Source organism: Mesorhizobium sp. WSM4820 (assembly GCF_055811075.1).
The window spans coordinates 30,823-55,608 of the sequence record NZ_JBVVQN010000004.1 but is presented as its reverse complement, the minus strand read 5'-3'; the positions used below and the strand labels follow the sequence as shown (position 1 = coordinate 55,608).

Genomic DNA, 24,786 nt, shown 5'->3' with positions numbered 1-24,786 from the left:
GACCATGAACATAGGAACTGCTGCAGAACAGTCCGGCCTGCCGCCAAAGACCATCCGATACTACGAAGACATCGGTCTTCTCAGGCCTGATCGCGCCGACAACGGGTACAGGGACTATTCGATGGCCGACGTGCATCGCCTGCGCTTCCTGCAGCGATCACGCAGCCTAGGCTTCTCGGTCGAGGAATGCCGCCAGCTCCTTTCGCTCTACGGCGACAAGGAGCGCGAAAGCGCGGATGTGAAGGCCATAGCGGAAGCCAAGCTCGCCGAAATCGACCGGAAACTTGCGGAACTCGCCGGGCTGCGGGACATGCTTCGGCATCTGGCCGACCATTGCAACGGCGATGACCGACCTGATTGCCCGATCATCGACGGGCTGGCTGGACACGGCACGGTTCAGTGAGGCGCGTCCCCATCATTGCAGCAGTCCTTGTCATCGCCGGGATCGCCGCCGGGACGGCGCTCCCGAAGACAGCCGTCGCCCCAGTCGTCGCCGAGCGCCAAGCGTCGATGAAGGCGATGGCGAGCGCCGCCAAGACCATCTCCGAAATTTTTGCCGGCAAGGTGGCCTACGATGCCGCAGCCTTCAAGGCGGCAACCGAAACCATTCGCCGCCGGTCCGGAAGTGCCATGGTAGACGCATTTCCAGCGGACTCGCTTGGTGAACCCTCAGCCGCTAAGGCGGATATCGGTCAGTCCCAAGAAGAATTCGCCGCGCTCGCTCGCCATCTCGAAAGCCTGGCTGCGGCGCTGTCAGATGCGGCTGACGATGCGCCCGAAGGCATTACGGAAGCCATGAGGATGAAACCCGGAATGGCAATGGGCAGCAGCCTGCTCGGAAAACGGGCTGGCGGCGCGGGCGATTCCGATCCTTCGAAGAACCCAGCCGAACACGTATTCCATCTGATGCTGCAGAACTGCACGAACTGCCACGCCAAGTTCAGGGAGAAACGGCAGTAGGCAAGGCATCGACTTCACCCGATGCCGGACTAGGTGACATTGACGACAATCGACAGGAATCCTGCAATGTTCGTACAGCCCGTCGACTACTTCCTCGCAGTATGGTTCGTTCTGGCGGGCCTGAGCACGGCCTATGTTGCGTGGGACCAGTTCCGCAACAACCCCGAACCCGTGGTGATGAAATGGGGTTTCATCCTGGTCACGCTTTATATGGGGCCGCTGGGGCTGCTGATCTACGTGCTGGCCGACAAGGAGCCTCGGCCAGGCGAACATGAGGCGTTCACCAAACCGCTCTGGAAGCAAGGCGTCGGCTCGACGATCCACTGCGTCGCCGGAGACGCCACCGGCATCATCCTTGCTGCGGCAATCACCGCCGCTCTCGGGCTGCCGATGTGGATCGATCTTGTTGTCGAGTACGTTGCCGGTTTCGCATTCGGCCTGTTCATCTTCCAGTCGTTGTTCATGAAATCGATGATGGGCGGCACCTACTGGGACAATGTCCGCAAGAGCTTCATGCCGGAATTCATCAGCATGAATTTCATGATGGCGGGCATGGCGCCGATCATGAGCTTCCTGATGATGGGCAGCGACATGCGGGCCATGGAACCGACCGAGCTCCTGTTCTGGGGCGTGATGTCGTTCGGCGTGATCGTTGGATTCGTCACCGCATATCCCGCCAACGTATGGATGGTGGCCCGTGGACTGAAGCACGGGCTGATGACCGAACGCGAACCGGAGTTCGACAAGGCAAGGGAAGGCAGGCGCGAGCACGCACATAGCGGCGCGAAAGCCGGGATGGTGGGGCACCACGCTTACGCGCGCCTCGATAAACATGCCAACCCAGGCGGCAATCCCGGGCCTGGCCATCATGGATCCGGCCATGGCTCCTCCCACGGCGATGGGGGAGGAGGGTCGCGTGGTTCGCATGGCGGTCACGACGGTATGGAACCGGATGCAACTGTGCCGCAACTCGCGGCCTTCGGCGGCGTGTCCGTACTCGCGCTGGCGCTCGGTATGATCGCTCCAGCCAATTGGGTGAACCTCGCCCTCAGCGCGCGAGACGTAGGCGGCGCCATTATGCCGCCCGGCATGATCATGGACCGCGACACGCCGGCTGCAGCGATGCTGGACATGGCCGCCGTGCATCCTCGCCTGATCACGGCCAGCCATGGCCTGGAAGTTCGCGGCGACCGGGAACTGGAAGCCAGGATGGAGAACGGGGTAAAGGTGTTCGACCTGGAAACCTCGGTCATCCGCTGGGCGATCCTCGCGGACGTGAAAGTCGACGCCTATGCGATCAACGGGCAGGTTCCCGGCCCGCGGCTGCATATCCGGCAAGGCGACCGGGTGCGCATCAATGTGACGAATCGCCTGCCGGAGAGTACGACCATCCACTGGCACGGGTTGATCCTGCCGAACGAAATGGACGGCCCGGCCGAGTTCACGCAGGAGCCGATCCCGCCCGGCGGCAGCTACCGATACGAATTCACGGCGGGCCAATCGGGAACCTACTTCTATCACTCGCATGACCATGTCGATCGCCAGCAGGCGCTCGGACTCTACGGCGCACTCATCATCGATCCCCCCAATCCCCAGGACGAGATTGCGGCAGACCACGACTATGTTATCCAGCTTCAGGAATGGCTGATGCGGGAGGGCCTGACTTTTCCGTCGATGCCGATGGACGGCGGGCAGCCGAATTATTTCACCATCAACGGCCGTTCCTATCCTTCGACGGACACGATCAGGATGAAGGTCGGCGAAACTCTGAAAGTGCGCTTCATCGGCACCAATAATGGGTTTATCCACCCGATGCACATCCACGGCGGTCCATTCGAAGTTGTCGCCCGCGACGGCGAGACTATCCCGGAGTCGGCACGATTCCTTGCCGACACAGTCAACGTCGGACCAGGGCAACGCTACGATGTCGTCTGGCAGGCACGTCGGCCCGGAAAATGGCTGATCCATTGCCATATCGGGCATCATACGACCAACAACAATGTCGAAGAGAAGGGCGGTGGCGGACTGATGGTCGTAATCGATGTGCAACCCTGAAGCCCGCTCCGCAAGGCGAAACGTAGATGGATATCCTTGCCATCTACGGCGGCCTGTTTGCTATTGCCTTCGCTGCGGCGACCATCCTCCCGGCGCAGTCGGAGGCCGCCCTTGCAGGGCTCCTCGCCATGGATTCCTTCTCGCCCGCAATGCTGGTTCTTGTCGCCAGCCTGGGCAACGTCCTGGGTTCTGTGGTGAACTGGGGTCTTGGTCGAGGGATCGAACGCTTCCGGGACAGGCCCTGGTTTCCGCTGCGTCCCGCGACGCTCAACCGCGCCACGAACTGGTATCACCGCTATGGAAGATGGTCGCTCTTGTTAAGCTGGATGCCGATCGTCGGTGACCCACTGACCGTGGTCGCTGGGGCTTTGCGCGAGCCGCTATGGAGCTTCGTCGCGATCGTCGCCCTGGCGAAGGTTTCGCGTTATCTGGTTGTCGCCGGAACGGTGCTGAGTCTGATGTGAAATCGAAATGCAGACGCGTCGCAGCAGGCAGTGGCGTTCACTTTTGGTTGCGTTGCAACAAACCTTACGCACGCGAACTTGACAAACCAGACGAACAATTGTCCCAAGGGCACGATGACGAATGTTGGTCGAATCTCGATCTTGGGAAACATACCGCTCCGAGCAATGCTGGCGGTCGTATTCCTGGTCATGTCGGCTCTTCAGCCTGGTCTGTTTGCCACCGCCAACGCCACGGGTTTTCACTCCGGAGTGCATGTGCAGGCCGAGACACCCGCGCACGACATGGGCCATCATGGCGCCACGGCGGACGACGCGGACACGTCGGAGCATCATCACGGCGACAAGCAATCCTCGGACAAAACCTGCGAAGTCCATTGTGCACCGGCACATGCGGTGCCGGTCGAATGCCCTGACTTGGAGCATGTTGTCTCCCGCTGCTTTGCGTCGGTCGTTGCCGTGACTTTGCCGCTTGGCGAATACGCAGCGCTGATAAGGCCCCCCAAACACATCTGAACTGACGCGCCCTCTTCGGGCGTTCGCGCGCAGCGTCGGGAATCCGTTCCCGCGCGGCCAAACGCATACGTCATGCTTCAGGTCTACAATGAAAATCGCAAGCTCCGCGATGCTCGCATCGCTGTTAGTTACCGGATGTGCGGCGACCACGCCGCCGGACATCCTTCCCACCTTCAATCCGGCCGATCCGGCAATGGGCGTCCGTGATGCGCACTACCATCCGGTCGTCGTCTATAGCCACCGGGAGCCAGTCGACCCGCAGAATTGGCGGCGTCTCAATGAAGAACGCTCCTCTGCGAACCCGGGAGCCGGATCATGAAGCGCCGGCCCCTGACCATAGCTGCGATGGTAACCATCCCGCTGATCGCTGCCGGATGCACGACAAGCGGGGCCCTTGATGGCATCTCAGCCCCCATGGCTGGTTTCACGACAGTCGCGGCACGTGCCGAATCCGTGACCGGCAAGAAAACCGTCTGGGTGCAATCCAGCGAGGGAGCGCGGACGGTTTCGGAGCGCGTGAAAAGCCTCGTCCAGAAGAAAACAATCGGTCCAGACACCGCGGTGCAGGTCGCCTTGCTCAACAACAAGGGCCTGCAGGCCGCCTACGCCGAGATCGGCCTGTCGGCGGCCGACATGTGGCAGGAATCGATGCTCGTCAATCCGACGATCTCGATCGGCATGATCGGCGTCGATCCTGTGCGGACGATTGAAGGAGCGGTGGTCAGCAACATCCTTGCGCTGGCGACTCACAAGCGGCGCATCGCAGTCGCGGATGCACGTTTTCGTCAGGGCCAGCTCCGCGCCGCCGAAGAAACGTTACGACTGGCCGCGGACACGCGGCGGGCCTGGATCAACGCCGTCTCGGCCTGGGAGAGCGTTTCCTATCTGAGCAAGGCGCAAGCCGCCGCCGATGCTGCCTCCGAACTCGCTCAAAAACTTGGAGAGACGGGCGCCTTCACAAAGACCGGCCAGGCCCGCGAACACGTCTTCTATGCCGAGATCACCGGTCAGGCGGCGGAGGCGCGGCTCGCCGCCCGCACCGCCAAGGAAGAGCTCACCCGGCTGATGGGTCTATGGGGACCGGATGTCGATTACTCAGTCCCCAACATGCTTCCAGCCTTGCCCAAAGGCGCCAAGGCCAAACGCGCAATCGAGGCGGAGGCGCTAAGAAATCGCGTCGACCTTGAGATCGCGAAACTTGAGCTGGAAGCGCTGGCGAAATCCTACGGTCTGACCGAGGCGACGCGCTACGTCAGCGATCTGGAACTGCTTTCCGGCGTGGAGGTGGAACGCGAGGAGGCCGAGGAGGGCGGAACCGAGACGAGTGTCTCACCCACTCTCGAGCTCGAGTTCGTCATTCCGATTTTCGACACCGGCAAGGCACGCATGCGCAAGGCCGAACTTGACTACATGCAAGCTGCAAATCGGATGGCGGAAAAGGCGGTCAACATCCGTTCGGAGGCGAGATCCGCCTATGACGCCTATCGTTCGACCTACGACATTGCCCGACACTATCGCAACAATGTCGTGCCGCTGCGAACAAAGATCGAGGCGGAATCGCTCCTCACCTACAACGGCATGATCACCAACACGTTCGAGCTGCTGGCGGACACACGCGCGAAAATCAGCTCGATCATGCTTTCCCTCAACGCCAAGCGCAATTTCTGGCTGGCCGACGTCAATCTCGGGACCGCCATCCACGGTGGCGGCGCAGGCTCGTCCGGGGGCGGCGACGCACCGGCAGCAGCCGAAGCGGGCGCCGAAGGCCACTGAACTCAAGGAGAAGAAAATGCTTTCAAGACGTCAGTTGCTAGGCGCGGGAGCCCTGCTTGCCGGCGCCACTGCATGGACCAAAACGTCCGCGATGGGGCTGCCCGACGCTGCAATCATGGAGTCCCCAGACATGCAGCCTCCGATCTTCCCGACGAGCGGACCCGACTACCAGCCGGTCGTGACGCTCAACGGCTGGACCCTTCCGCATCGCATGAACAACGGCGTGAAGGAGTTCCATCTGGTGGCCGAGCCGGTCGAGCGCGAGATGTCGCCCGGCATGACTGCCTATCTCTGGGGCTACAACGGTCAATCTCCCGGCCCGACCATAGAGGCGGTCGAGGGCGATCGAGTCCGCATCTTCGTAACAAACAAACTGCCGGAGCACACGACGATCCATTGGCACGGCATGATCCTGCCCAACGGCATGGACGGAGTGACCGGTCTAACCCAGCCCGGCATCCCGCCCGGCAAGACCTTCGTCTACGAGTTCGACCTCGTGAAGAGCGGCACATTCATGTACCACCCGCACGCCGACGAAATGGTCCAGATGGCCATGGGCATGATGGGCTTCTTCGTCATTCATCCCAAAGACCCGAAGTTCATGCGCGTGGACCGCGATTTCGTATTCCTGCTGAACGCCTTCGACATCGAACCGGGGTCGTACGTCCCGCGCATCATGGAGATGACGGATTTCAATCTCTGGGCATGGAACAGCCGCGTTTTTCCGGGGATCAGCCATCTTCCAGTGGCGAAAAACGACCGGGTCAGGGTCCGGGTGGGCAACCTGACCATGACCAATCATCCGATCCACATGCATGGCTACGATTTCGAGGTGACCTGCACCGATGGCGGCTGGGTCCGGCCGGAGGCGCGGTGGCCGGAGGTGTCGATCGACATCCCCGTCGGCGCCATGCGGGCATATGAGTTCGAAGCCAAATATGAGGGCGACTGGGCAATCCATTGCCATAAGTCGCACCACACAATGAACGCGATGGGCCATGACGTGCCCACGTACATCGGCGTCGACAACTCAAAAGTCACCGACAAAATCCGCCGGGTCCAGCCCGATTACATGGCCATGGGTGACCGCGGCATGGCCGACATGGGCGAGATGGAGATGCCGCTTCCCGACAACACGATCCCGATGATGACCGGCTGGGGCCAATTCGGCGCCATCGAGATGGGCGGCATGTTCTCGGTCGTGAAGGTTCGCGAGGGCCTCGCCTCGAACGATTATGCCGATCCGGGCTGGTACCAGCACCCGGAGGGAACCGTGGCTTACGAGTGGAAGGGGGATGTCCCCGCTCCGACGAAATCAGGCGACGCAAAAACGATGGCCCCGGCAGTGCACGGCGGTCACGGCAAACAGGGATGAGAACCGAAACCCCTCAACCTCAACCATGAGAGAAAGTGCAGCATGAAACATATAATCGCAGCGACTGTTTTGATGGCGGTCAGTTCGGGAGCAGCTCTTGCCGGTGGAACCCACGCTGGAGGCCATGGCGACAAAGCCGCCACGATGCCGATCGGCAGCCCTGGCGAGGCTGGCAAGGCAAAGCGGACCATCAACATCTCAATGTCGGAGAAGGACGACGGAAAAATGTTGTTCCAGCCGGCCGTGCTCAAGGTGATGAAGGGCGAGACCGTTCGCCTGGAGTTCGTCAACAAGGGCCAAGTCGACCACGAATTCGTCATGGACGTCCATGACGGGATCATGGAGCACAAGGCGCTGATGGAGAAATTCCCCGAGATGGAGCACGCCGATCCCAATTCGATCCGGCTGGCGCCCGGCGCCAGAGGCGAGATCATCTGGACGTTCGCCAACGCCGGCGAATTCGGCTTCGCCTGCCTGATCCCGGGTCACTACGATTCCGGCATGAAGGGCGATATCACCGTCGCCCACTAACCCCCAAATCGCAAAGGAAGCAGTCATGAAGATATTGATAAGAGCTTTCTCGACCCTCGCGCTCGCGCTCGCCATCGGCGGGAGCGCGTTCGCACAGGAATACGTGAAAGGCGAAGTCGTCAAAGTCGACGCCAAGCAGAAAAAGCTGACGATCAAGCATGAGCCGCTGACCAATCTCGACATGCCAGCGATGACGATGGTGTTCGTCGTCGCGGAGGACGGCATGATCGAGAAGGTCAAAGCGGGTCAGGCAATCGAGTTTGCAGCCGACCGCGTCAACGGCCGCATCACGGTCACCGATATCAAGTGATCCACGACTAGCGCCGCGGGTTGCAAATCAACCCGCGGCCGCCGTCCGATCAGGCAAAAATGCGCTTGATGACGAGGGGGCCGCGCAGAATGTTATCCAGAGATTCTCTTGCCAATCGTCAGGTGCCCGCGCGCGCGAAGGCGAGCGCTGCTTCCGTCATCGTCTGAATTTCCTCGATGGTCTTCAGCATTTTTTCCTAGAGATCGTGATCCTGGACGAACTCGGCGCGCAGCCGGAGCGAGGTCAGCGGAGTGCGCAGGTCGTGGCTGATCGCCGCCAGCATGCGCGTGCAGTCCTCGACGAAGCGCTGCAGGCGCTCCTGCATGCGGTTGAGCGGGCGTGCCTGTCGCTTTGGGGTCATCGTCCTATTCTCAAGACCACTCTTCGCCCATCGGAAAGGATTCCCGTTCCTGTGCCAGTTGGAGGTTGTCTGCGGGTCAGCGAGAACACGAATCGGGTTGAGAGTCGTCCGCAAACCATCGTTCCTTCTCCACGCGAAAAGGTAAGGTTGATGGTAGTTGTCCCTCGGCATTCGACCCCGGTATTGGTCTGCCCGCGAATAGTTCCGCGCCGCGTGATGCTGTTGACGGCAGCCGTCCCTGAAAAGGAGAGCGTCCCATCAATAGTCTGACCGGAGACTGGTGCCGTGATGATGAGCGGGTTTTGCGCCTGCGCGTAGCCGACAGCGTAGCCGACACCCCAGGCTATCAACATTGTCGCTAAGATTCGCCGGAAAGTACGGTGCATTTGGACGGTTCCTGTTGAGACCGCTGCAGTGCAGACCGCGAGACGGTCATGCTCGGCCTTTCCTGCCAGTCGGTCGTGTCCCACCGCGTGGTGTAGGTCGGCGGTAGCGAAGCCGCTCGCGAGCGCGCGCCCTCAACAGCGCTGTAGCGAGCGAGCGGCGTAGCGGCGGTCATCGATCTTCTTCGGTAGGGTTGAGTTGCTGACACAACCTGATTTGAAGGAACCACCGATGACCAACGACATGATGAACCTGCGCACGCTCGTAGAGAAGACCCCGACGCCGATATCCTGCGCGAGATGATCGGGTTTGCCGCTGAGCGGCTGATGGAGATGGAGCGGCCCTGCTTATGACTTGATCCTGCTACCGCATATCCGTGCCCCTTTAATGTTCAGAGGCCACTGGCGGAAAGCTCTTGACCTTCCCAGCGACCGGAAGTCGTTATCCTGTGGTTTTGGGGCGATGGGGAAGGCGGTGTCGCGTCTAGCAGCCGCGTCGGCCCGGAAAATGTTTATCCATCACGGATATCGGGCACCATGCGAGCAACAACAATGTTGAGGGAGAGGGCGGTGGCGGACTGATGGTCGTAATCGATGTGCAACCCTGAAGCCCGCTCCGCAAGGCGAAACCTAGATGGATATCCTTGCCATCTACGGCGGCCTGTTTGCTGTTGCCTTCGCTGCGGCAACCGTCCTCCCGGCGCAGTCGGAGGCCGCCCTTGCCGGGCTCCTCGCTGCCGGTTCTTACTCGCCCACAATGCTGGTTCTTGTCGCCAGCCTGGGCAACGTGCTGGGTTCTGTGGTGAACTGGAGTCTTGGTCGAGGGCTCGAACGCTTCCGGGACAAGCCTTGGTTTCCGCTGCGTCCGGCGACGCTCGACCGCGCCATGAAATGGTATCGCCGTTATGGAAAATGGTCGCTCCTGTTAAGCTGGATGCCGATGATCGGCGATCCGCTGACCGTGGTCGCCGGGTTTTGCGCGAGCCGCTATGGAGCTTTGTCGCAATCGTCGCCGTCGCGAAAGTTTCGCGTTATGTGGTTGTCGCCGGAGCGGTGCTAGGTCTGATGTGAAATCGAAACGGCAGCCATCGCAGCAGGCAGTTGCGTTCACCTTTGGTTGCACGCAACAAAGCGTCGGCATGAAGAATGCTCCTCTTCGAACCCGCGAGCCGGATCACGATTCCTGACCATGGCCACGGTGGCGTCTGGAAATTTGGCAGCGCAAAGACCAGTTGGCCCCAGTACATTGTTGGGACACAGATATACGGTAGCGATGAAAATCTATGACGCTCGACCCCGTGGCTGGACTCCCGCTTAGGGTGGAATGTTGCCATTCGTCTCGTCGATCGGAACGAGCAGCTAGCGCCAACAGCAGCTGTTCGAGGCGACAACAGCGAATGGCAGTTGTAGATCAAAGTGGTCGTTCCCCGGGGACGCGCTACAAGGCAAACTGATCCCAAGCCGCCTGAGAGGGCGGAGAACGTCCTTACCCATACCAATCCGCGGCAGTATCGGTTATGTTTGCCGGACCTGAAAAGTCCGGCTCATTTGTGCGCCGCTTCTTCGGGTTGCGCTTAGCCATCTCACGATCCCACCCACTATGTGCCGGGGGGCGGCGAGGGTGCCCGGATGAAACCGAAACGACGACACTACCTCAATCTCGCCGGCGCGCTGGCGATGAGCTTTCCCGCTGTTGCGGCTGCGCAGCAGTCGCCAGCTCAGATGCCACGGATCGGGCTTATCGCCTGGTGGCCTTGCGACATGCCGTATACGGGCGAGTCTAGTGAATTCGGATCGTTTATGCGAGGGCTTCGCGAACTCGGCCACACGCTGAGCGAACTCAGCTTCGAGTGCCGAAGCGCGAGCAAGCACGACAGTGGCTTGGCTGCAGCGGCGGCAGACCTGGTGCAACTCCCGGTCGACGTGATCGTCACGACGTCGCAGCCGGCGGCGCATGCTGCCCACGAAGCGACCGATGTGATTCCGATCGTGACCATCATAAGCGGTAATCCGGTCGCGGCGGGTCTGGCGAGCAGCCTCGCAAAGCCGGGTGGCAATCTCACCGGGGTCAGCTACTACGCCACCGAACTCGCCGCCAAACGGCTGGAGCTTTTGGTGGAGGCAATACCAGAGCTGACCACAGTCGGCGTGCTGGCGAACCCGGTGGTCAACTATCTGCCCTTCGAGGAGGACGCAAAGAGTGCGGCCCACCAGCTCGGAGTTGCCTTGAATATCCAGCAGGTCAGCGATCCGGACGAACTCGATGCTGCATTCTCGCGCATGGAGGCCGCGGGCGCGCAGGCGGTCTTCGTGCTGCCCGACCTCATGCTGTCCTCGCTGTCGCCGCAAATTGCCGCCCTAGCGATCGAGCATCGCCTGCCGACCATGGCCTGGGGGCCATGGTTCACCGAAGCCGGCTGCCTGATGGCCTATTCGGCGGACTATAGCGGAATGGGACATCGGCTCGCCTTCTATGTCGACCGCATTTTGAAGGGCTCCGAGGCAGGCGACCTGCCGATCGAGCAGCCAACGAAGTTCGAGCTGTCAATCAATCTGAAAACGGCCAATGCCCTGGGCATCGATCTGCCGCAGACCGTACTGGTCATGGCTGACGAAGTCATCGAATGAGGATGATGTGCGGGATTCGATCCATCGCGAAGCCGCTCCCGTGCGCCGACCACTGTTTCGGAAATACTTCATCGCGTTGTTCGCCGCCGTCATTGTCCCGATAGCTGCCAGCGGCATCAGCGACGCCTGGTTCGGCTATCGCGACCAGCGTGCCATGCTCAGTGCTCTCTTGCGGGTCGAGACCAGATCGGCAGCCGGCAGGATGCAGAGCTTTCTCGACGGCATCAGGGATCAGCTCCGCTGGATGGTCCAAAGGACCTTGACCGCCGACAACCTGGGACAGCATCGGCTCGAGGCCCTGCGGGCGATGCGCCGCGCCCCTGCAATCGTCAGCATAAGTCTTATCGACCGTACCGGCGTGGAGCGGCTGCACGTCTCCCGCATTGGCCTGAACAGGGTTGAAGGAGGATTGGATCGCTCAGGTGATCCTGCCGTAGTGGGAGCCCTGTCGACGGGCATATGGTATGGCCCGGTCACCTATCGCGATGGCTCCGAACCGTTCATGACCATGGCACTGTGGGGACTGAGTTCCGTCGTCGTCGTCGTCGAGATCAACCTGAAGCTCATTTGGGTAGTCATTTCGGAAATTCGTGTGGGGCGCAGCGGCCACGCATTTGTTCTCGACCAGACCGGCCGGATCATCGCTCACCCAGACATCAGCAAGGTGTTGCGGGGCACCGACGAGAACACGGCGGCGGCCCTGCTCAGATTGCGGGACGAGATCGCCACGGCAGGTGGCGAGGCGACGACGGCCCGCAACGCCGAGGATGAACGCGTCGTGACTGCGATGGCACCGATCCCCAGTGTTGGCTGGACTGTGTTCGTCGAGCAGCCGCAGGCAGAGGCGTTTGCACCGCTCTATGCTTCTTTGTGGCGGACTGGCGGCCTGTTGCTTGCGGCAATCGCCTTAGCGGCGGCGCTCGCCTACTGGCTTGCCAGGCGCATGACCGGCCCGATCCGCCTGCTGGAGGAGGGCACCGAAAAAATCGGGGCCGGACAGTTCGATCACCGGATCGACATCGCCACCGGAGATGAACTTGAACGGCTGGCGGTCCGGTTCAATCAGATGGCGCAGGAACTCGCCATATCGCGGGATCGTTCGGAGCGGATTGCGCGGCTGAAACGCTTTCTCGCACCGCAGGTCGCGGAACTTGTGGAAAAGTCCGGTGACGAGAGCGTGCTCGCAGGCCAGCGGGCGGAAGTGGTCGCTGTATTCTGCGATTTACGCGGCTTTACCGCGTTCTCGGCCCACGCCGAACCCGATGACGTCATGCAGGTGTTGCGCGACTACTACGAGGCTCTCGGCGCGATCATCACACGCTACGAGGCGACGCTGACCAACTTCTCGGCGGACGGGTTGATGGTGCTTGTCAACGCCCCCGTGCCGTGCGCGGAGCCGGCGCTTCGCGCAGTCGAGATGGCAATCGACATGCAGGAGGCCGTTCAGCGCCTGATCGCCGCGTGGCGTCTGCGGGGCCATGCAGTCGGTTTCGGCATAGGGCTCGCGATGGGATGGGCAACGGTCGGTCGAATTGGCTATGAAGCCCGCGTTGACTACACCGCGATCGGCAATGTCGTAAACTTGGCGTCTAGACTGTGTTCGTCGGCTGATGATCGGCAAATCCTTATCGATCATTCCGTGGCGCGGGCGGTGGGTGGGAAGATTCCGGTAGCCGCGCTTGGCATGCGTCCCCTCAAGGGCTTCGACGAGCAAGTACCCGTATATGATGTTGCAACGCGAAGCATGAAGTCAGATTTCGCTCCTGATGCGAATGAAATCAGCGCGAGAAGCTAGGTCGGCTGAAAACCGATCTTTGGGCACGCGGCTGGAGCGAATGGCAACTCGTCACCCTAAACCGGACCATCGAGATCGTGCGATTGGACGGCAGCTAAGGGTCATGGGCGTGAATTCGGCCGGGGCGAACGAGCTTCCGCTTAAGGTCGAACCTTGCCGATCAGGCATCGACGAAACGCTACCGTGAATCTATGTCCCAATAATGGACAGGGGGCCAGTTGCACCGCCGCCATCGAGGGCGTAGCCACCAACACGCCGGAACATAGTGCAATGGCGCGCATTTCCTCTCCTCCCGGGGAGGCGAGACCATTGCCTCTTGCGTCGACATTCGATTCTCTGTTCCAGGCAGTGGGCCGAGGCATTCAGATGCGTTTTGCGTTGCATGTCTCATCCTTTCGTTATCTCGAGTCAGGACCATCAATGGCAAATCCTCCGCGCCGACCGACAAATCCACTGGCTGCCGCCGAAGCCGCCTTCAAGCCCGCCAGGAAGCCGGCCGCACCGGTTCGCGAAACCGCAGCTGCTCCAAATGTCAGAGAACTTGTTTCAATCAGGATTGATCGAGCTGTCCTGGATTATTTCCAGGGCGACGGACCGGGCTGGCAGGATCGTATTAACGACGCTTTGCGGGCCATCGTCGAGAAGCGGATCGCCGCCGAGGACGACCGTCCGGACGACATCACCTGAGCATCGCAGAGCCGCCGGCGGAGCTGGCGGCGAGCCAAATTGAATATGTTCTGCACGTCGGTTTGACAGGTTTGCTGGCCATGCCTCAGAGATAATCTCGAAAGCTCGCGATGATTGCTGGGTAACCACTGGCGGCGCCACGATCTTGCCGCCCATAAGCACACCGGAGGTGGCGTACACAGAGTTTCGATCTCGTAGACCTTATCAAGCGGACCCGGATTCCGTTCGTCTGTTGCCGTAAACTGCTGCGGCAGGAGGCAGGTGTAGGCACCCAGTTCGAAATCGCGCTGAGTCACCGCGCCTATTGCCCGCCCCGTTCGATCCGGCTTGCGCTAAGCCTGAAATCAATCTTGATTTTTGCTGCACGCAACGCAGCGACCAGGTCGTCACTCATAAAAATGTCGTTGAATACCGTCTGCTCGCTCCAAAGGTCGGCGCCTTCCAGCGCGGCAGGCGACAGAGCAAGGCCATCGTCCTTGACCAATGATTCGACACGTCAGATTTGCCTTTGTATTGCCTTGTCGTAATAAAGCTTTCGGATCGCTTCGCTGTTGGATTGCTCTGGTAGGAAGCTGTCCTTAGGCCCGCCAAAATTGAGCAGGAAGAACTCCCCGTTTACCGGCGTTTCCAGATCGGCCTTGTAGACCGGCAGGGGCACGAGTCCGCCGGCGCCGAGATTGAAGCGCGACAGCACCTCCGCCAGCTTGCCTTTGACGGCCATGAACGGCCCGGCATAGAACAGGTCACCGACCCTCTTGAAGCGCGTTTCCTCCCACACTGCGACCGCTTCGGTCATCTCGGTTCGCTCCAGCGGGACGCCTTGTCTGTGACGACGCAGCGCGGCAAGCACTCTCTCACTTGCAACAGGGATTTCGAAGCGCGCGGGCTCCCAGTCCTGGCCATAGAACTTTGCGCGCAGACCCTGCTTGTTGCCGATCCGCGAGTCGCTCCTGACGCGACTGATCCAGGCGCTGCCGCTCATGCCGCTTCCCCTCCCAAGCCGTTGTTTTGGTCCGCCGACGGCATCCGCTGGGGTTCGCCGGCGGCCAACCCGCCGTGGATAGGCGAGCGCATAATTCGCGGCGAGCCCGATCTGGTCAAGGGACAGCGGCGAATGAGCGGCATGGATCACTGCGGCCGTGTCGCCATTGGCAACATGTCGGCGACGTCATGGACGAGGCGTTCCCGCAAACACCGGCTGGCCGCCGAGGACGTCCGGCTCGTGCACCGGGCCGCGATCATGGCGCGCCGTTTAATTAGTCACAATGTTAGGAAAATGTGAGCGCCTGGCGCGACCGCGGGACGGTTTCGGTCAAGCCGGCAAGGATCGCAGTCCGGTCGGAGGGCTGGTCTCAGGCACCGGCGCCGGGGCAAGCTGCCTGGCCATGTCGATGAGCGGCAGCCTGATGATCGCGCGAAGGCCGTTGCTCCGGTTTTCCAGCACGATATCGCCGCCGTGGTGGCGGGCGATGGCGCGGGCAATCGACAGGCCGAGCCCGACGCCGCCGGTCTCCCGGTTGCGCGACTGCTCCAGGCGGAAGAAGGGCGCGAACACCTGTTCCATGTCGGCTTGCGGAATGCCGGGCCCGGCGTCCTCGACCACGATGTCCAGGCTGTCGGTGCGCCTGACCAGGCTCACCTTGGCCTGCTCGCCATAGCGGACGGCATTTTCGACGAGGTTGCGGATCGCCCGGCGCAGCGAGTCCGGCCGGCAGCGGTACAGCACCTTTGGCCCGTCACTGACGGTGACGTTTTGGCCCAGCTCCTCGAGGTCGTCGCAGAGGCTGCCGACCAGCGCCGAAAGATCGACGGTTCGCGTCTCCTCCACCGCGGCGTCCTCGCGCGCGAAGGCGAGCGCTGCTTCCGTCATCGTCTGGATTTCCTCGATGGTCTTCAGCATCTTCTCCTGGAGATCGTGATCCTGGACGAACTCGGCGCGCAGCCGCAGCGAGGTCAGCGGTGTGCGCAGGTCGTGGCTGATCGCCGCCAGCATGCGCGTGCGGTCCTCGACGAAGCGCTGCAGGCGCTCCTGCATGCGGTTGAACGCCTCTGCGGTCTGGCGGATGTCGTCCGGCCCTGATTCCGGCAGCCGCGGCACGGCCTCGCCGCGGCCGAACAGTTCTGCGGCATTGGCGAGCCGTCGCAGCGGACGCGCGATTGCCTGCGCCCCGAAAATCGCTATGGCGGACAGGATGAGTGCGGTGAGCCCCAGCGATATCGCCGATTGCGCGGTCCAGAAGGCGCTCGGCATCACCTTGGCGTAGGCGGCATTCAGCCAGGTGCTGTCGTCAAGGCGGACGGAAAGCCCCATGCCGTTTGGGGCGCCGTCCAGATAAAGAAACTTGGCAGGTCGGGTGAACGGGCTGCCACTGCCGGACAGGTCCAGCATGCGCGGCGGCACCGAAGGATCGGCGGCAGCGACCGCGTTCGAGGCCTGCCCGTTCATGTAGGCGGCATATTTGGCGGCAATGCCGGGCAGCGGCTTGGCGAGTTGCGTCAGCGCCTCCTGTTGCCAGGCGAGGGGATTGCTCGGCCCGTCGTGCGAGGTCCAGAAGCGCGTATAGGCGGTGCCGCTGACGTTGAGGATGTCGGGTCGAAGCGAGGGCGGTGTCGTGTCCAGCAAAATGGCAAGCGAGGACGTGCGGCTGACGAACTCGCCCTTGGCCGCCGCGTGCAGGGCCTGTCCGCGCTCGTCCCACGAGATCAGGAAGGTGATCGCCTGCGACAGGGCGAGCGCAAGCAGCACCAGCATGAGGAAGCGGGCCGCCAGGCTGCGTCTCCATAACAGCATCATGCCTGGGCCACCTCGGCGGTGAAGCAGTAGCCGCCGCCCCAGTGCGTCTTGATCAGCATCGGATTCTTCGGGTCCGCCTCGATCTTCTTGCGCAGCCGGCTCACCTGGTTGTCGACGGCCCGGTCGAAACCGTCGGCCGAGCGCCCGACGGTGAGGTCGAGCAACTGATCCCGGCTGAGCACGATCCCGACATGCTCGATAAAAGCGGTGAGAAGGCGGAATTCGGCCGTGCTGAGCGCGACCGCCACGCCGTCGAGCCCGACCAGCTCGCGGCGGCCGACATTCAGGGTCCAGCGGTCGAAGCGCAGCGCATTCGACTTGAGCCGACCGCGCTGCGGCGGCAGGCTGTGGACGCGCCTGAGCACAGCCTTGATCCGCGCCAGCAATTCCCGCGGATTGAACGGCTTCGTCAGGTAGTCGTCGGCCCCGATCTCGAGGCCGACGATCCGGTCGACCTCCTCGGCCATGGCGGTAAGGAAGATGATCGGAACGTCGACCGTTCCGCGCACGTGCCGGCAGGCGGCAATGCCGTCCTCGCCAGGCATCATCACATCGAGGACGATAAGATCGGGCAGGCTGCGGTCGAGCAGCCGCTTGAGCGCGGCCGTGCTGTCGGCGACGCTGACGCGATAACCCTGCTGCGTGAGGTATTTCCCCACGAGATCGCGGATGTCCCTGTGGTCGTCGACGACCGCGATGTGCTGCGCCACTTCCATGCAATGCTCCAAGGTCGCCGCTGAATAGTCGGTCAGTATCGACGATATCTAGTTTGCGTCTACACGGATGATCACCTTCCGCGCCATGGCGGCAATCTCGCCCGACATCAACAAAGCGTGAGAAGTGTAACGAAATGTATCAGAGCACTGCGCCCGCGACAACTTGCGATGAACTGCCGGTGTTCGGGACAAGGTTCTGCGACAGCTCCCGCCTAACTTGGCCCCGTCGCTAGCCGGGACGTCCGGTCTTTGTCGCCAGGGGCGGCATCAGACTCGATCCTCGCCAGCCTTTGATCGAAAGGATTGCACAATGGCCAGATTGATCATCAACGGCACGCCACGTGACATTGAGGTCGATCCGGACACGCCGCTGCTGTGGGTGATCCGCGAGCAGATCGGGCTTACCGGAACGAAGTACGGTTGCGGCGTTGCCGCCTGCGGCGCCTGCACCATCCATATAGACGGCGTCGCCACGCGCTCCTGCGTGCTTCCGGTGAGCGCGGTCGAGCCCGACCAGCAAATCACCACAATCGAGGGGCTTTCGCCGGACAGCTCGCATCCGGTCCAGCAGGCCTGGCTGGCGCTCGATGTGCCGCAATGCGGCTACTGCCAGGCCGGCATGATCATGGCTGCGGCGGGCCTGCTCATGCAGAACCCGAACCCCGCGGACGAGGACATCAACGCCGAGATCACCAACATCTGCCGATGCGGCACCTACAACCGGGTGCGCGCCGCGATCAAGCTGGCCGCCAAGGCCGGCGAAGCCACGCAACGCGGTTGAGGAGAGCAGTCATGAACGCCACAATTTCCCTCTCCCGCCGCAGCTTCATCATCGGCGTGGCCGCCACAGCCGGCGGCTTGTCCCTCGGATTCAACGTGCCGTTCATCAAGCCGGCACTGGCCGATGGCAGCGAGGCGGCGCCGGAGATCAATGCCTGGGTGGTGATCAGGCCCGACAATACGGTGGTCATCCGCATCGCCCGCTCCGAGATGGGGCAGGGGACACTGACCGGCCTTGCGCAACTCGTCGCCGAGGAGCTGAACTGCGACTGGTCCAAGGTCACGACGGAATACCCGTCGCCGGCCCAGAACCTGGCGCGCGACCGCGTGTGGGGCAATTTCTCGACCGGCGGCAGCCGCGGCATCCGCGAGTCGCACGAGTATGTGCGCATTGGCGGCGCCGTTGCGCGCGAGATGCTGATCGCCGCCGCGGCCGCCGAATGGGGCGTCCCGGCCAGCGAATGCACCGCAAGGATGGGCATAGTCACGCATGCAGCGTCGGATCGCGCCACCTTTTATGGACAGCTGGCTGCCGCCGCCGCGCGAATGACGCCGCCCGCCAATGTCACGCTCAAGGACCCGAAGGACTGGACCATAGCCGGCAAGCCGCTGCCGCGGCTCGACACCGCCGACAAGCTCAACGGCAGCCAGGTCTACGGCAGCGATCTCAAGCTGCCGAACATGCTCAACGCGGCGATCCGGGCCTGCCCGTATTTCGGCGGCAAGGTGGAGAGTTTCGACGCGGCGGCGGTGGCGGGCATGCCGGGCGTGCGCACTGTCGTTCAGGTCGACGAGACCGCCGTTGCGGTTGTCGCCGACACCTGGTGGCGGGCGAAGACCGCTCTCGATGCCTTGCCGATCGTCTGGGACGAAGGTCCCAACAGGCAGGTCACCAGCGCCTCGATCGCGGCGATGCTCGAAGAGGGACTCGCCGCAAACGACGCCTTCATCGGCGCCGAGCATGGTGACGCCGGTGCTGCCCTGTCCGCCGCCGGCCGGACGGTCACGGCGACCTATGCCTTCCCCTACCAGAACCACGCGACCATGGAGCCGATGAACGCGACGGCGCTCTACACGCCGGAGCGCTGCGAGGTATGGGTGCCGACCCAGAATGGCGAGGCCAGCCTTGCTGCAGCGGCCGAGGCCGCAGGCCTGCCGGTGCAGCAATGCGAGGTGCACAAGATCCATCTCGGCGGCGGCTTCGGCCGGCGCGGCAACTTCCAGGACTATGTGCGCCAGGCGGTCAGCATTGCCAGGCAGGTGCCGGGAACGCCGGTAAAGCTCATGTGGTCGCGCGAAGAGGATATGCTGCACGGCGCCTATCACCCGACCACCCGATGCCGGCTGACGGGCGCGCTCGACGCGGACGGCAACCTGACCGCTCTGCACATGCGCATATCCGGCCAGTCGATCCTTGCTGCGGTACGGCCGCAGGGCATGCAGAACGGCATGGACCCGGTGGTCTTCCAGGGCCTCGTCCTCAGCGGCACCGAAGGCACGCTGGGATATACGGTCGACAATCTGCTTGTCGACCATGCCATGCGCAACCCGCCGATCCCGCCAGGCTTCTGGCGCGGCGTCAACCTCAACCAGAACGCGCTCTACGTCGAGTGTTTCATGGACGAACTCGCCCATGCGGCCGGCGTCGACCCGCTCGCCTTCCGCCGCAAGCTGATGGCCAAACATCCAAAACATCTCGCCGTGCTGGAGGCGGTCGCCGAACGGATTGGCTGGGACAACCCGGCCGCGGCCGGCGTTCACCGCGGCCTGGCGCAGATCATGGGTTTTGGCAGTTACGTGGCGGCGGCAGCGGAGGTTTCGGTGACCGACGGGCAACTCAGGATCCATCGCATCGTGGCGGCCACCGATCCGGGTCATGTCGTCAACCCGGCACAGGTCGAGCGGCAGGTCGAGGGTTCCTTCGTCTATGGCCTTTCCGCCTGCATCTACGGCGAATGCACCGTCAATGGCGGCCGCATGGAGCAGGAAAACTTCGACAGCTACGAGGTCCTGCGCATGGCCGAGATGCCTGCGGTGGAGACGATCATCCTGCCGTCCGGCGGCTTCTGGGGTGGCGTCGGCGAGCCGACCATCGCAGTCGCCGCGCCGGCCGTCCTCAATGCGATCTTCGCCGCCACCGGAAAACGCATCCGCACACTGCCGCTGAAGAACCATGACCTCGCATGAAATGAGGCGCGCGAAGAACAGGCGCGGCGGACCGGCGCTTGCGCCTGTCCTGCTTGCGGCGCTTTTGGCCAGCGCGCCGGCATGGGCCGACGCGGCGCCTGGTGCTACGGCATGCACCGGCTGTCACGGGCCGGCGGCACTCGGCTCAGCCATCCCTTCGCTCGACGGCCATGCGGCAGACGACATCGTCGCCCAGATGCACGCCTTCCGTTCCGGTGAGCGCAAGGCAACGGTCATGGACCGCATCGCCAAGGGATTTACCGAGGAGGAGACGCGCGCCATCGCCGAATGGCTCGCCAAGCCGGAGGCGGCACGCCATGCCCAGCCGTAGAGCCCTGATCGGCGGCGTGGCGGCCAGCGTCGCCGCGGCCGTCCTTGCCGCGCCGCAGGTGCGCGCACAGACACAGCCCGGCGTGATCGTCGTCGGCGGCGGCTTTGCCGGGGCAAGCTGCGCCCGCGCGCTGAAACGGCTGGATCGCGATCTTGCCGTGACGCTGATCGAGCCAGAGGCCGCCTATCTGGCCTGCCCGTTCAGCAATGAAGTGCTTGCCGGGCTGCGCGGCATCGAGGCGCAGACCTTCGGCTATGACCAGTTCGGCGACATCGCGCTGATCCGCAAGCGGGCTGTCGCCGTCGATGCCGAGCGCCGGCGCGTTCGGCTGGAGGATGGTACCGACATCGGCTACACCAGGCTGGTGCTGGCGCCCGGCATCGACCTGCGCTTCGACGCCTTGCCGGGCTACGACGAGGCGGCGACGGCGACCATGCCGCATGCCTGGAAGGCTGGGGCGCAGACGCTGCTGCTGCGCGACCAGCTCGCGGCGATGCCGGGCGGTGGGGTCGTCATCCTCGCCGCGCCAGCCAATCCGGTTCGCTGCCCGCCCGGTCCCTACGAGCGGGCAAGCCTGATCGCGCATTATCTCAAGACCAGCAAACCCAGATCCAAGCTGATCATCCTCGACGCCAAGGACGCCTTTTCGAAGCAGCGGCTGTTCGAAGCGGCCTGGCAAGAACTCTATCCCGGCTTGATCGAATGGGTGCCGCTGTCGTCGGGCGGCAGGGTGACGGAAGTCGACCCGGCGACAAGGACGCTGGTGACCGAGTTCGGCAATCACAAGGCCGATGTCGCCAATGTGATCCCGCCGCAGCGTGCGGGCGCGATTGCGCAGTCGGCCGGCGTTGCCGACCAAACCGGCTGGTGCCCGATCGACCCGGTCAGCTTCGAGTCCCGCCTGCAGCCGGCGATCCACGTCATCGGCGACGCGGCGATCGGCGGGGCGATGCCGAAATCCGCCTTCAGCGCCAACGCCCAGGCAAAAGCTTGCGCCGCGGCGGTCGCCGCCCTGGTCAGGGAGCGGCCGCCGGCGCAGCCGAAACTCATCAACACCTGCTACAGCCTGGTCGCGCCCGGTTATGGCATTTCGATCGCCGGCGTCTACCAGCCGCGTGACGGGCTGCTTGCCGAGGTGGAGGGGGCGGGCGGCACCAGTCCGCTCGAAGCGCCGCTTTCCGTCCGTGAACAGGAAGCGGCCTATGCGCAGGACTGGTTCCGGACGATCACCAGTGAAGTGTTCGGACGATGAGGCCGGCTTTTCTGGCTCTTATGGGATTGCAGCTTGCGGCCTCGCCCGCAGCCGGCGAGGACACGGGGTCTTATGTCGTGACCGGCGATGCGATCATGCAACCTCTGGTTGACCGCAAGGGTGATCCGACGCGCGGCGCCGCGCTGATCGCGGACCGGCAGCGCAGCCTCTGCACGCTCTGCCACAGCGGGCCGTTTCCCGACGCGCATCTGCACGGCACGCTGGCGCCCGACCTGACCGGCATCGGGGCAAGACTTTCGGAAGGCCAGATCCGGCTGCGCGTGGTCGACATGAAGCGGCTCGTGCCGAACACGATCATGCCTTCCTACTATCGGGCCGCGGATGAGCAAGGCCGGCGTGTTGCCACCGTCTGGCGCGGCAAGCCGATCCTGGGCGGCGCCGATATCGAGGATATCGTCGCTTATCTCACGACGCTGAAGGGGTGATCATGCACGAAGACCCGCTTCGAGTTTACGCAGGCCCGGGAGTTTACGCAGGCCTGGTCGGACGGCGGCAGTTTCTTCGGGCCGGCATGACCGGCCTGCTGGTGATCAGCCTGCCGCGCTGGGCCGTTGCCCGTCCGAGCCTCGAGGAAGCGATCCGGACCTTCACCGGCGGAGCCAACGTTCTCGACGGCCGCGTCCGGCTCGACCTGCCGCCCCTGGTCGAGAACGGCAACGCGGTCGGGATCGCAGTCGTCGCCGAGAGCCCGATGACAGAAGACGACCATGTCCGGCGCATCGCGGTCTTCAACGAGAAAAACCCGGAGGAAAATGTCGCAGTTTTCCGCCTCGGGGCGCGCTCCGGCCGCGCCATGGTCTCGACGCGGATCCGGCTCGCGACCTCGCAGGTCGTTGTCGCCGTCGCAGAGATGAGCGACGGCAGCTTCTGGTCGAGCCAGGCGAGCGCCATCGTCACGCTGGCTGCCTGTATCGAGGACCTTTCATAATGGCGCGCGCGCTCGTCAATGTGCCGAAAGTGGCCAGGCAGGGCGAAGTCATCGAGATCAAGGCGATGATCGCCCATCCCATGGAAACCGGCTATCGTATCGGCCCGAACGGCTCCAACATCCCCCGCGACATCATCCGCCGTTTCGCCTGCACCTACAACGGCGAGGAGGTGTTTTCGGCCGATCTCTTTCCAGCGGTGTCGGCCAACCCGTTCATTGCCTTCACGCTGGTTGCTACGACGAGCGGCACCATCGACTTCACCTGGACCGACGATGCCGGGAAGACCCAAACGGCGTCGGCTGAAATCACGGTGAACTGATGCATGCGCTCTGGCGGCTTGCAGCCGTCGCTGTCGCCGCTATTTGCAGCATTGTCTCTGCCGCCGGCATCGAAGACGTCGAGAAGCGCTCCGGCTTCGACTTCATGACGCCGCAGACGCAGGCGCTGCAGGCCGACGACATGAGCAATCCCGGCATGCTGTGGGTGCTGCAGGGCGAGCAGCTCTGGCAACAGGCGCAGGGCAGGGCGGATGTCGCCTGCTCCGGCTGCCATGACGATGCGCGTCAGACGATGCGCGGCGTTGCCGCGCGCTACCCGGCCTTTGATGCGGCGACGGGCCGGCCGATCGATCTTGCCGGACGTATCAACTCCTGCCGAGCGGAGCGGCAGCAGGCCGAGCCGCTGGCGCCGGAGTCCGACGCCTTGCTCGCCCTGACGGCCTATGTGACGCATCAGTCGCGCGGCATGCCAATCACACCGGCGACCGACGCCCGGCTCGCGCGGTTTCGCGACAACGGCCGGCGTCTGTTCCAGAGCCGCATCGGACAGCTCGAGCTCTCCTGCGCCTCCTGCCACGACGACAATTGGGGCAAACGGCTCGGCGGCAGCGTCATCCCGCAGGCGCATCCGACCGGCTATCCGCTCTACCGACTGGAGTGGCAGACGGTCGGTTCGCTGCAGCGGCGCCTGCGCAACTGCATGATAGGGGTCAGAGCCGAGCCCTTCGAATTCGGCGCAGCCGAACTCGTCGACCTGGAGCTCCATCTGACAGAGCGGGCCAGCGGCCTTCTGGTCGAGACGCCGGCCGTGCGGCCGTGATGCCAGACAGCGGGATGGTTGTTCACCTGCCGCCGACGGACAGTTGATTGCAATGCGGCGCTCGGCCGGTAGCCTGAGCTGCGCACTCCCACGCTCTTGCATTCTGTGCTTGTCTTCGATCGATCTGCGCCTAGTTCAAGTCTTCTTCCAATTTTGCAGAAGCGGGCCTTTGGTCCCATAGACGGGATCCTTGCGTGGACGACCTACCTTCCGGATCGTGGCCAGCGCGCCATCATGGTCCTGGGCAGTCGTGCATTCGTCATAGGTCCCAAATGGAGGGTAGGCGCCGACAACCAGAAAATCGTCGGACGCCGAAAGGCATTGGTGCCCGGTGCCGGCCGGAAGAACCGCGACGTCGCCGGCCTTCAGTGACAGGGTTCGTCCCTTCTTGCCTCCAAACCGGACTTTGGCCGTACCGGCCGCAACCCCGAGCACCTCATGTATTCGTGAATGGTAGTGAACGTAGTCGTAGATGGCATTCCGCCAGCTATCCCCCCATCCATTGGCCTCAAAAAGCTCCTCCAAGACGGCTGCGGGATCAAATTCTTCGGGCAGCCTCACTGCGCTGCGATAGACGACAAGCGGCCAAAACGGATGATTGGGGACCAGGCCATCATCCTTGAACCAAAACTCATTTGCTTTTCGCCGCCTTACAAGATCGGTTACTCCTTGCTTGCCCGGTCTTGCGACACCGGTAACCTGCTCGACAGCTTTCTTGGTACTCTGCAGAATGCTCATGATGTAGCCTGCATTGCTGGTTGTCAGAGGACGACTCTTCATGCCGATTCAACCGGCTGCATGCCGGGTCGGTTCCGCTACCTTTTGGCCCACGGCAATCCAGCC

Annotated in this window: 25 protein-coding genes and 2 pseudogenes; 21 read left to right on the top strand and 6 right to left on the bottom strand. The window is 62.9% G+C overall.

Features of this window, described 5'->3' with window-relative positions:
• Window positions 1-4 precede the first annotated feature (4 nt).
• The 9 genes from cueR (at window position 5) to AC0L2R_RS08285 (ending at window position 7,981) form a co-directional block, all read left to right on the top strand.
• Entirely contained in the window at window positions 5-403 is a 399-nt protein-coding gene (gene cueR / locus AC0L2R_RS08325) for a Cu(I)-responsive transcriptional regulator (protein WP_027151849.1), read from the top strand.
• A complete protein-coding gene (locus AC0L2R_RS08320) occupies window positions 400-960 on the top strand; it encodes a cytochrome c (protein WP_473508418.1) in 561 nt (186 codons plus the stop codon). Before cueR ends, AC0L2R_RS08320 begins: the two co-directional genes overlap by 4 nt.
• Before the next feature lie 66 nt (window positions 961-1,026).
• Window positions 1,027-3,015 carry a multicopper oxidase domain-containing protein gene (locus tag AC0L2R_RS08315; protein ID WP_473508417.1) on the top strand — a complete coding sequence of 663 codons (1,989 nt, stop codon included), beginning with the start codon at window positions 1,027-1,029 and terminating at the stop codon, window positions 3,013-3,015.
• A 26-nt stretch (window positions 3,016-3,041) separates the two neighbouring features.
• A complete protein-coding gene (locus AC0L2R_RS08310) occupies window positions 3,042-3,479 on the top strand; it encodes a YqaA family protein (RefSeq protein WP_091593883.1) in 438 nt (145 codons plus the stop codon).
• Between the two features lie 78 nt (window positions 3,480-3,557).
• Window positions 3,558-3,992, top strand: a complete 435-nt coding sequence (locus AC0L2R_RS08305; RefSeq protein ID WP_473508416.1) for a hypothetical protein — start codon at window positions 3,558-3,560, stop codon at window positions 3,990-3,992.
• Between the two features lie 315 nt (window positions 3,993-4,307).
• Window positions 4,308-5,765: a TolC family protein gene (locus tag AC0L2R_RS08300; RefSeq protein WP_473508415.1), complete on the top strand. Its 1,458-nt coding sequence runs from the start codon at window positions 4,308-4,310 to the stop codon at window positions 5,763-5,765.
• A gap of 16 nt (window positions 5,766-5,781) precedes the next feature.
• Window positions 5,782-7,140 (top strand): multicopper oxidase family protein, encoded by a 1,359-nt coding sequence (locus AC0L2R_RS08295; protein WP_473508414.1) that lies wholly within the window; start codon window positions 5,782-5,784, stop codon window positions 7,138-7,140.
• 42 nt (window positions 7,141-7,182) lie between these two features.
• Window positions 7,183-7,671 carry a cupredoxin domain-containing protein gene (locus AC0L2R_RS08290; protein WP_473508413.1) on the top strand — a complete coding sequence of 163 codons (489 nt, stop codon included), beginning with the start codon at window positions 7,183-7,185 and terminating at the stop codon, window positions 7,669-7,671.
• Window positions 7,672-7,696: 25 nt separating this feature from the next.
• Window positions 7,697-7,981: a copper-binding protein gene (locus AC0L2R_RS08285; RefSeq protein ID WP_091593895.1), complete on the top strand. Its 285-nt coding sequence runs from the start codon at window positions 7,697-7,699 to the stop codon at window positions 7,979-7,981.
• Window positions 7,982-8,111: 130 nt separating this feature from the next.
• Here the strand turns inward: AC0L2R_RS08285 and AC0L2R_RS08280 are convergent.
• Window positions 8,112-8,315: pseudogene (locus tag AC0L2R_RS08280) on the bottom strand (histidine kinase dimerization/phospho-acceptor domain-containing protein); the annotation flags it as partial.
• 1,044 nt (window positions 8,316-9,359) lie between these two features.
• On the opposite strand from AC0L2R_RS08280, the pseudogene AC0L2R_RS08275 reads away from it, so the two are divergent.
• From AC0L2R_RS08275 to AC0L2R_RS08260, 4 genes and pseudogenes are all read left to right on the top strand, one after another.
• Window positions 9,360-9,796: pseudogene (locus AC0L2R_RS08275) on the top strand (YqaA family protein).
• A gap of 558 nt (window positions 9,797-10,354) precedes the next feature.
• The gene (locus AC0L2R_RS08270) at window positions 10,355-11,353 is read left to right on the top strand and encodes an ABC transporter substrate-binding protein (protein ID WP_473508412.1); all 999 of its coding nucleotides are present in this window, start codon (window positions 10,355-10,357) and stop codon (window positions 11,351-11,353) included.
• Window positions 11,354-11,360: 7 nt separating this feature from the next.
• On the top strand, window positions 11,361-13,148 hold the full coding sequence (locus AC0L2R_RS08265; RefSeq protein WP_473508411.1) for a cache domain-containing protein: 1,788 nt from the start codon (window positions 11,361-11,363) through the stop codon (window positions 13,146-13,148).
• 420 nt (window positions 13,149-13,568) lie between these two features.
• Entirely contained in the window at window positions 13,569-13,835 is a 267-nt protein-coding gene (locus tag AC0L2R_RS08260) for a BrnA antitoxin family protein (protein WP_473508629.1), read from the top strand.
• Window positions 13,836-14,136: 301 nt separating this feature from the next.
• Here the strand turns inward: AC0L2R_RS08260 and AC0L2R_RS08255 are convergent, their stop codons facing one another.
• The 4 genes from AC0L2R_RS08255 to AC0L2R_RS08240 form a co-directional block, all read right to left on the bottom strand.
• Entirely contained in the window at window positions 14,137-14,319 is a 183-nt protein-coding gene (locus AC0L2R_RS08255) for a hypothetical protein (RefSeq protein ID WP_473508410.1), read from the bottom strand.
• A 12-nt stretch (window positions 14,320-14,331) separates the two neighbouring features.
• Window positions 14,332-14,817, bottom strand: coding sequence for a hypothetical protein (locus AC0L2R_RS08250; RefSeq protein WP_473508409.1), 486 nt, complete (start codon window positions 14,815-14,817; stop codon window positions 14,332-14,334).
• Between the two features lie 330 nt (window positions 14,818-15,147).
• A complete protein-coding gene (locus AC0L2R_RS08245) occupies window positions 15,148-16,629 on the bottom strand; it encodes an ATP-binding protein (protein WP_473508408.1) in 1,482 nt (493 codons plus the stop codon).
• Window positions 16,626-17,345: a response regulator gene (locus AC0L2R_RS08240; RefSeq protein ID WP_023798507.1), complete on the bottom strand. Its 720-nt coding sequence runs from the start codon at window positions 17,343-17,345 to the stop codon at window positions 16,626-16,628. Before AC0L2R_RS08240 ends, AC0L2R_RS08245 begins: the two co-directional genes overlap by 4 nt.
• A 310-nt stretch (window positions 17,346-17,655) precedes the next feature.
• Between AC0L2R_RS08240 and AC0L2R_RS08235 the strand changes: the two genes are divergently transcribed.
• The 8 genes from AC0L2R_RS08235 to soxA all read left to right on the top strand — a co-directional run bounded on the left by AC0L2R_RS08235 (window position 17,656) and on the right by soxA (window position 23,943).
• The gene (locus AC0L2R_RS08235) at window positions 17,656-18,126 is read left to right on the top strand and encodes a (2Fe-2S)-binding protein (RefSeq protein ID WP_023798506.1); all 471 of its coding nucleotides are present in this window, start codon (window positions 17,656-17,658) and stop codon (window positions 18,124-18,126) included.
• An 11-nt stretch (window positions 18,127-18,137) separates the two neighbouring features.
• On the top strand, window positions 18,138-20,312 hold the full coding sequence (locus AC0L2R_RS08230; protein ID WP_473508407.1) for a xanthine dehydrogenase family protein molybdopterin-binding subunit: 2,175 nt from the start codon (window positions 18,138-18,140) through the stop codon (window positions 20,310-20,312).
• The gene (locus AC0L2R_RS08225; protein ID WP_473508406.1) at window positions 20,299-20,643 is read left to right on the top strand and encodes a c-type cytochrome; all 345 of its coding nucleotides are present in this window, start codon (window positions 20,299-20,301) and stop codon (window positions 20,641-20,643) included. The genes AC0L2R_RS08230 and AC0L2R_RS08225 overlap by 14 nt, the downstream gene beginning before the upstream one ends.
• Window positions 20,630-21,895, top strand: a complete 1,266-nt coding sequence (locus AC0L2R_RS08220; RefSeq protein WP_473508405.1) for an FCSD flavin-binding domain-containing protein — start codon at window positions 20,630-20,632, stop codon at window positions 21,893-21,895. The genes AC0L2R_RS08225 and AC0L2R_RS08220 overlap by 14 nt, the downstream gene beginning before the upstream one ends.
• Window positions 21,896-21,990: 95 nt before the next feature.
• Window positions 21,991-22,341 (top strand): sulfur oxidation c-type cytochrome SoxX, encoded by a 351-nt coding sequence (soxX, locus tag AC0L2R_RS08215; RefSeq protein WP_473508404.1) that lies wholly within the window; start codon window positions 21,991-21,993, stop codon window positions 22,339-22,341.
• 2 nt (window positions 22,342-22,343) lie between these two features.
• The gene (locus tag AC0L2R_RS08210; RefSeq protein WP_473508403.1) at window positions 22,344-22,844 is read left to right on the top strand and encodes a SoxY-related AACIE arm protein; all 501 of its coding nucleotides are present in this window, start codon (window positions 22,344-22,346) and stop codon (window positions 22,842-22,844) included.
• Window positions 22,844-23,164, top strand: a complete 321-nt coding sequence (gene soxZ / locus AC0L2R_RS08205; protein ID WP_473508402.1) for a thiosulfate oxidation carrier complex protein SoxZ — start codon at window positions 22,844-22,846, stop codon at window positions 23,162-23,164. The genes AC0L2R_RS08210 and soxZ overlap by 1 nt, the downstream gene beginning before the upstream one ends.
• The gene (gene soxA / locus AC0L2R_RS08200) at window positions 23,164-23,943 is read left to right on the top strand and encodes a sulfur oxidation c-type cytochrome SoxA (protein WP_473508401.1); all 780 of its coding nucleotides are present in this window, start codon (window positions 23,164-23,166) and stop codon (window positions 23,941-23,943) included. Before soxZ ends, soxA begins: the two co-directional genes overlap by 1 nt.
• Before the next feature lie 135 nt (window positions 23,944-24,078).
• Here the strand turns inward: soxA and AC0L2R_RS08195 are convergent, their stop codons facing one another.
• Entirely contained in the window at window positions 24,079-24,681 is a 603-nt protein-coding gene (locus AC0L2R_RS08195) for a cupin domain-containing protein (RefSeq protein ID WP_473508400.1), read from the bottom strand.
• Window positions 24,682-24,786 lie beyond the last annotated feature (105 nt).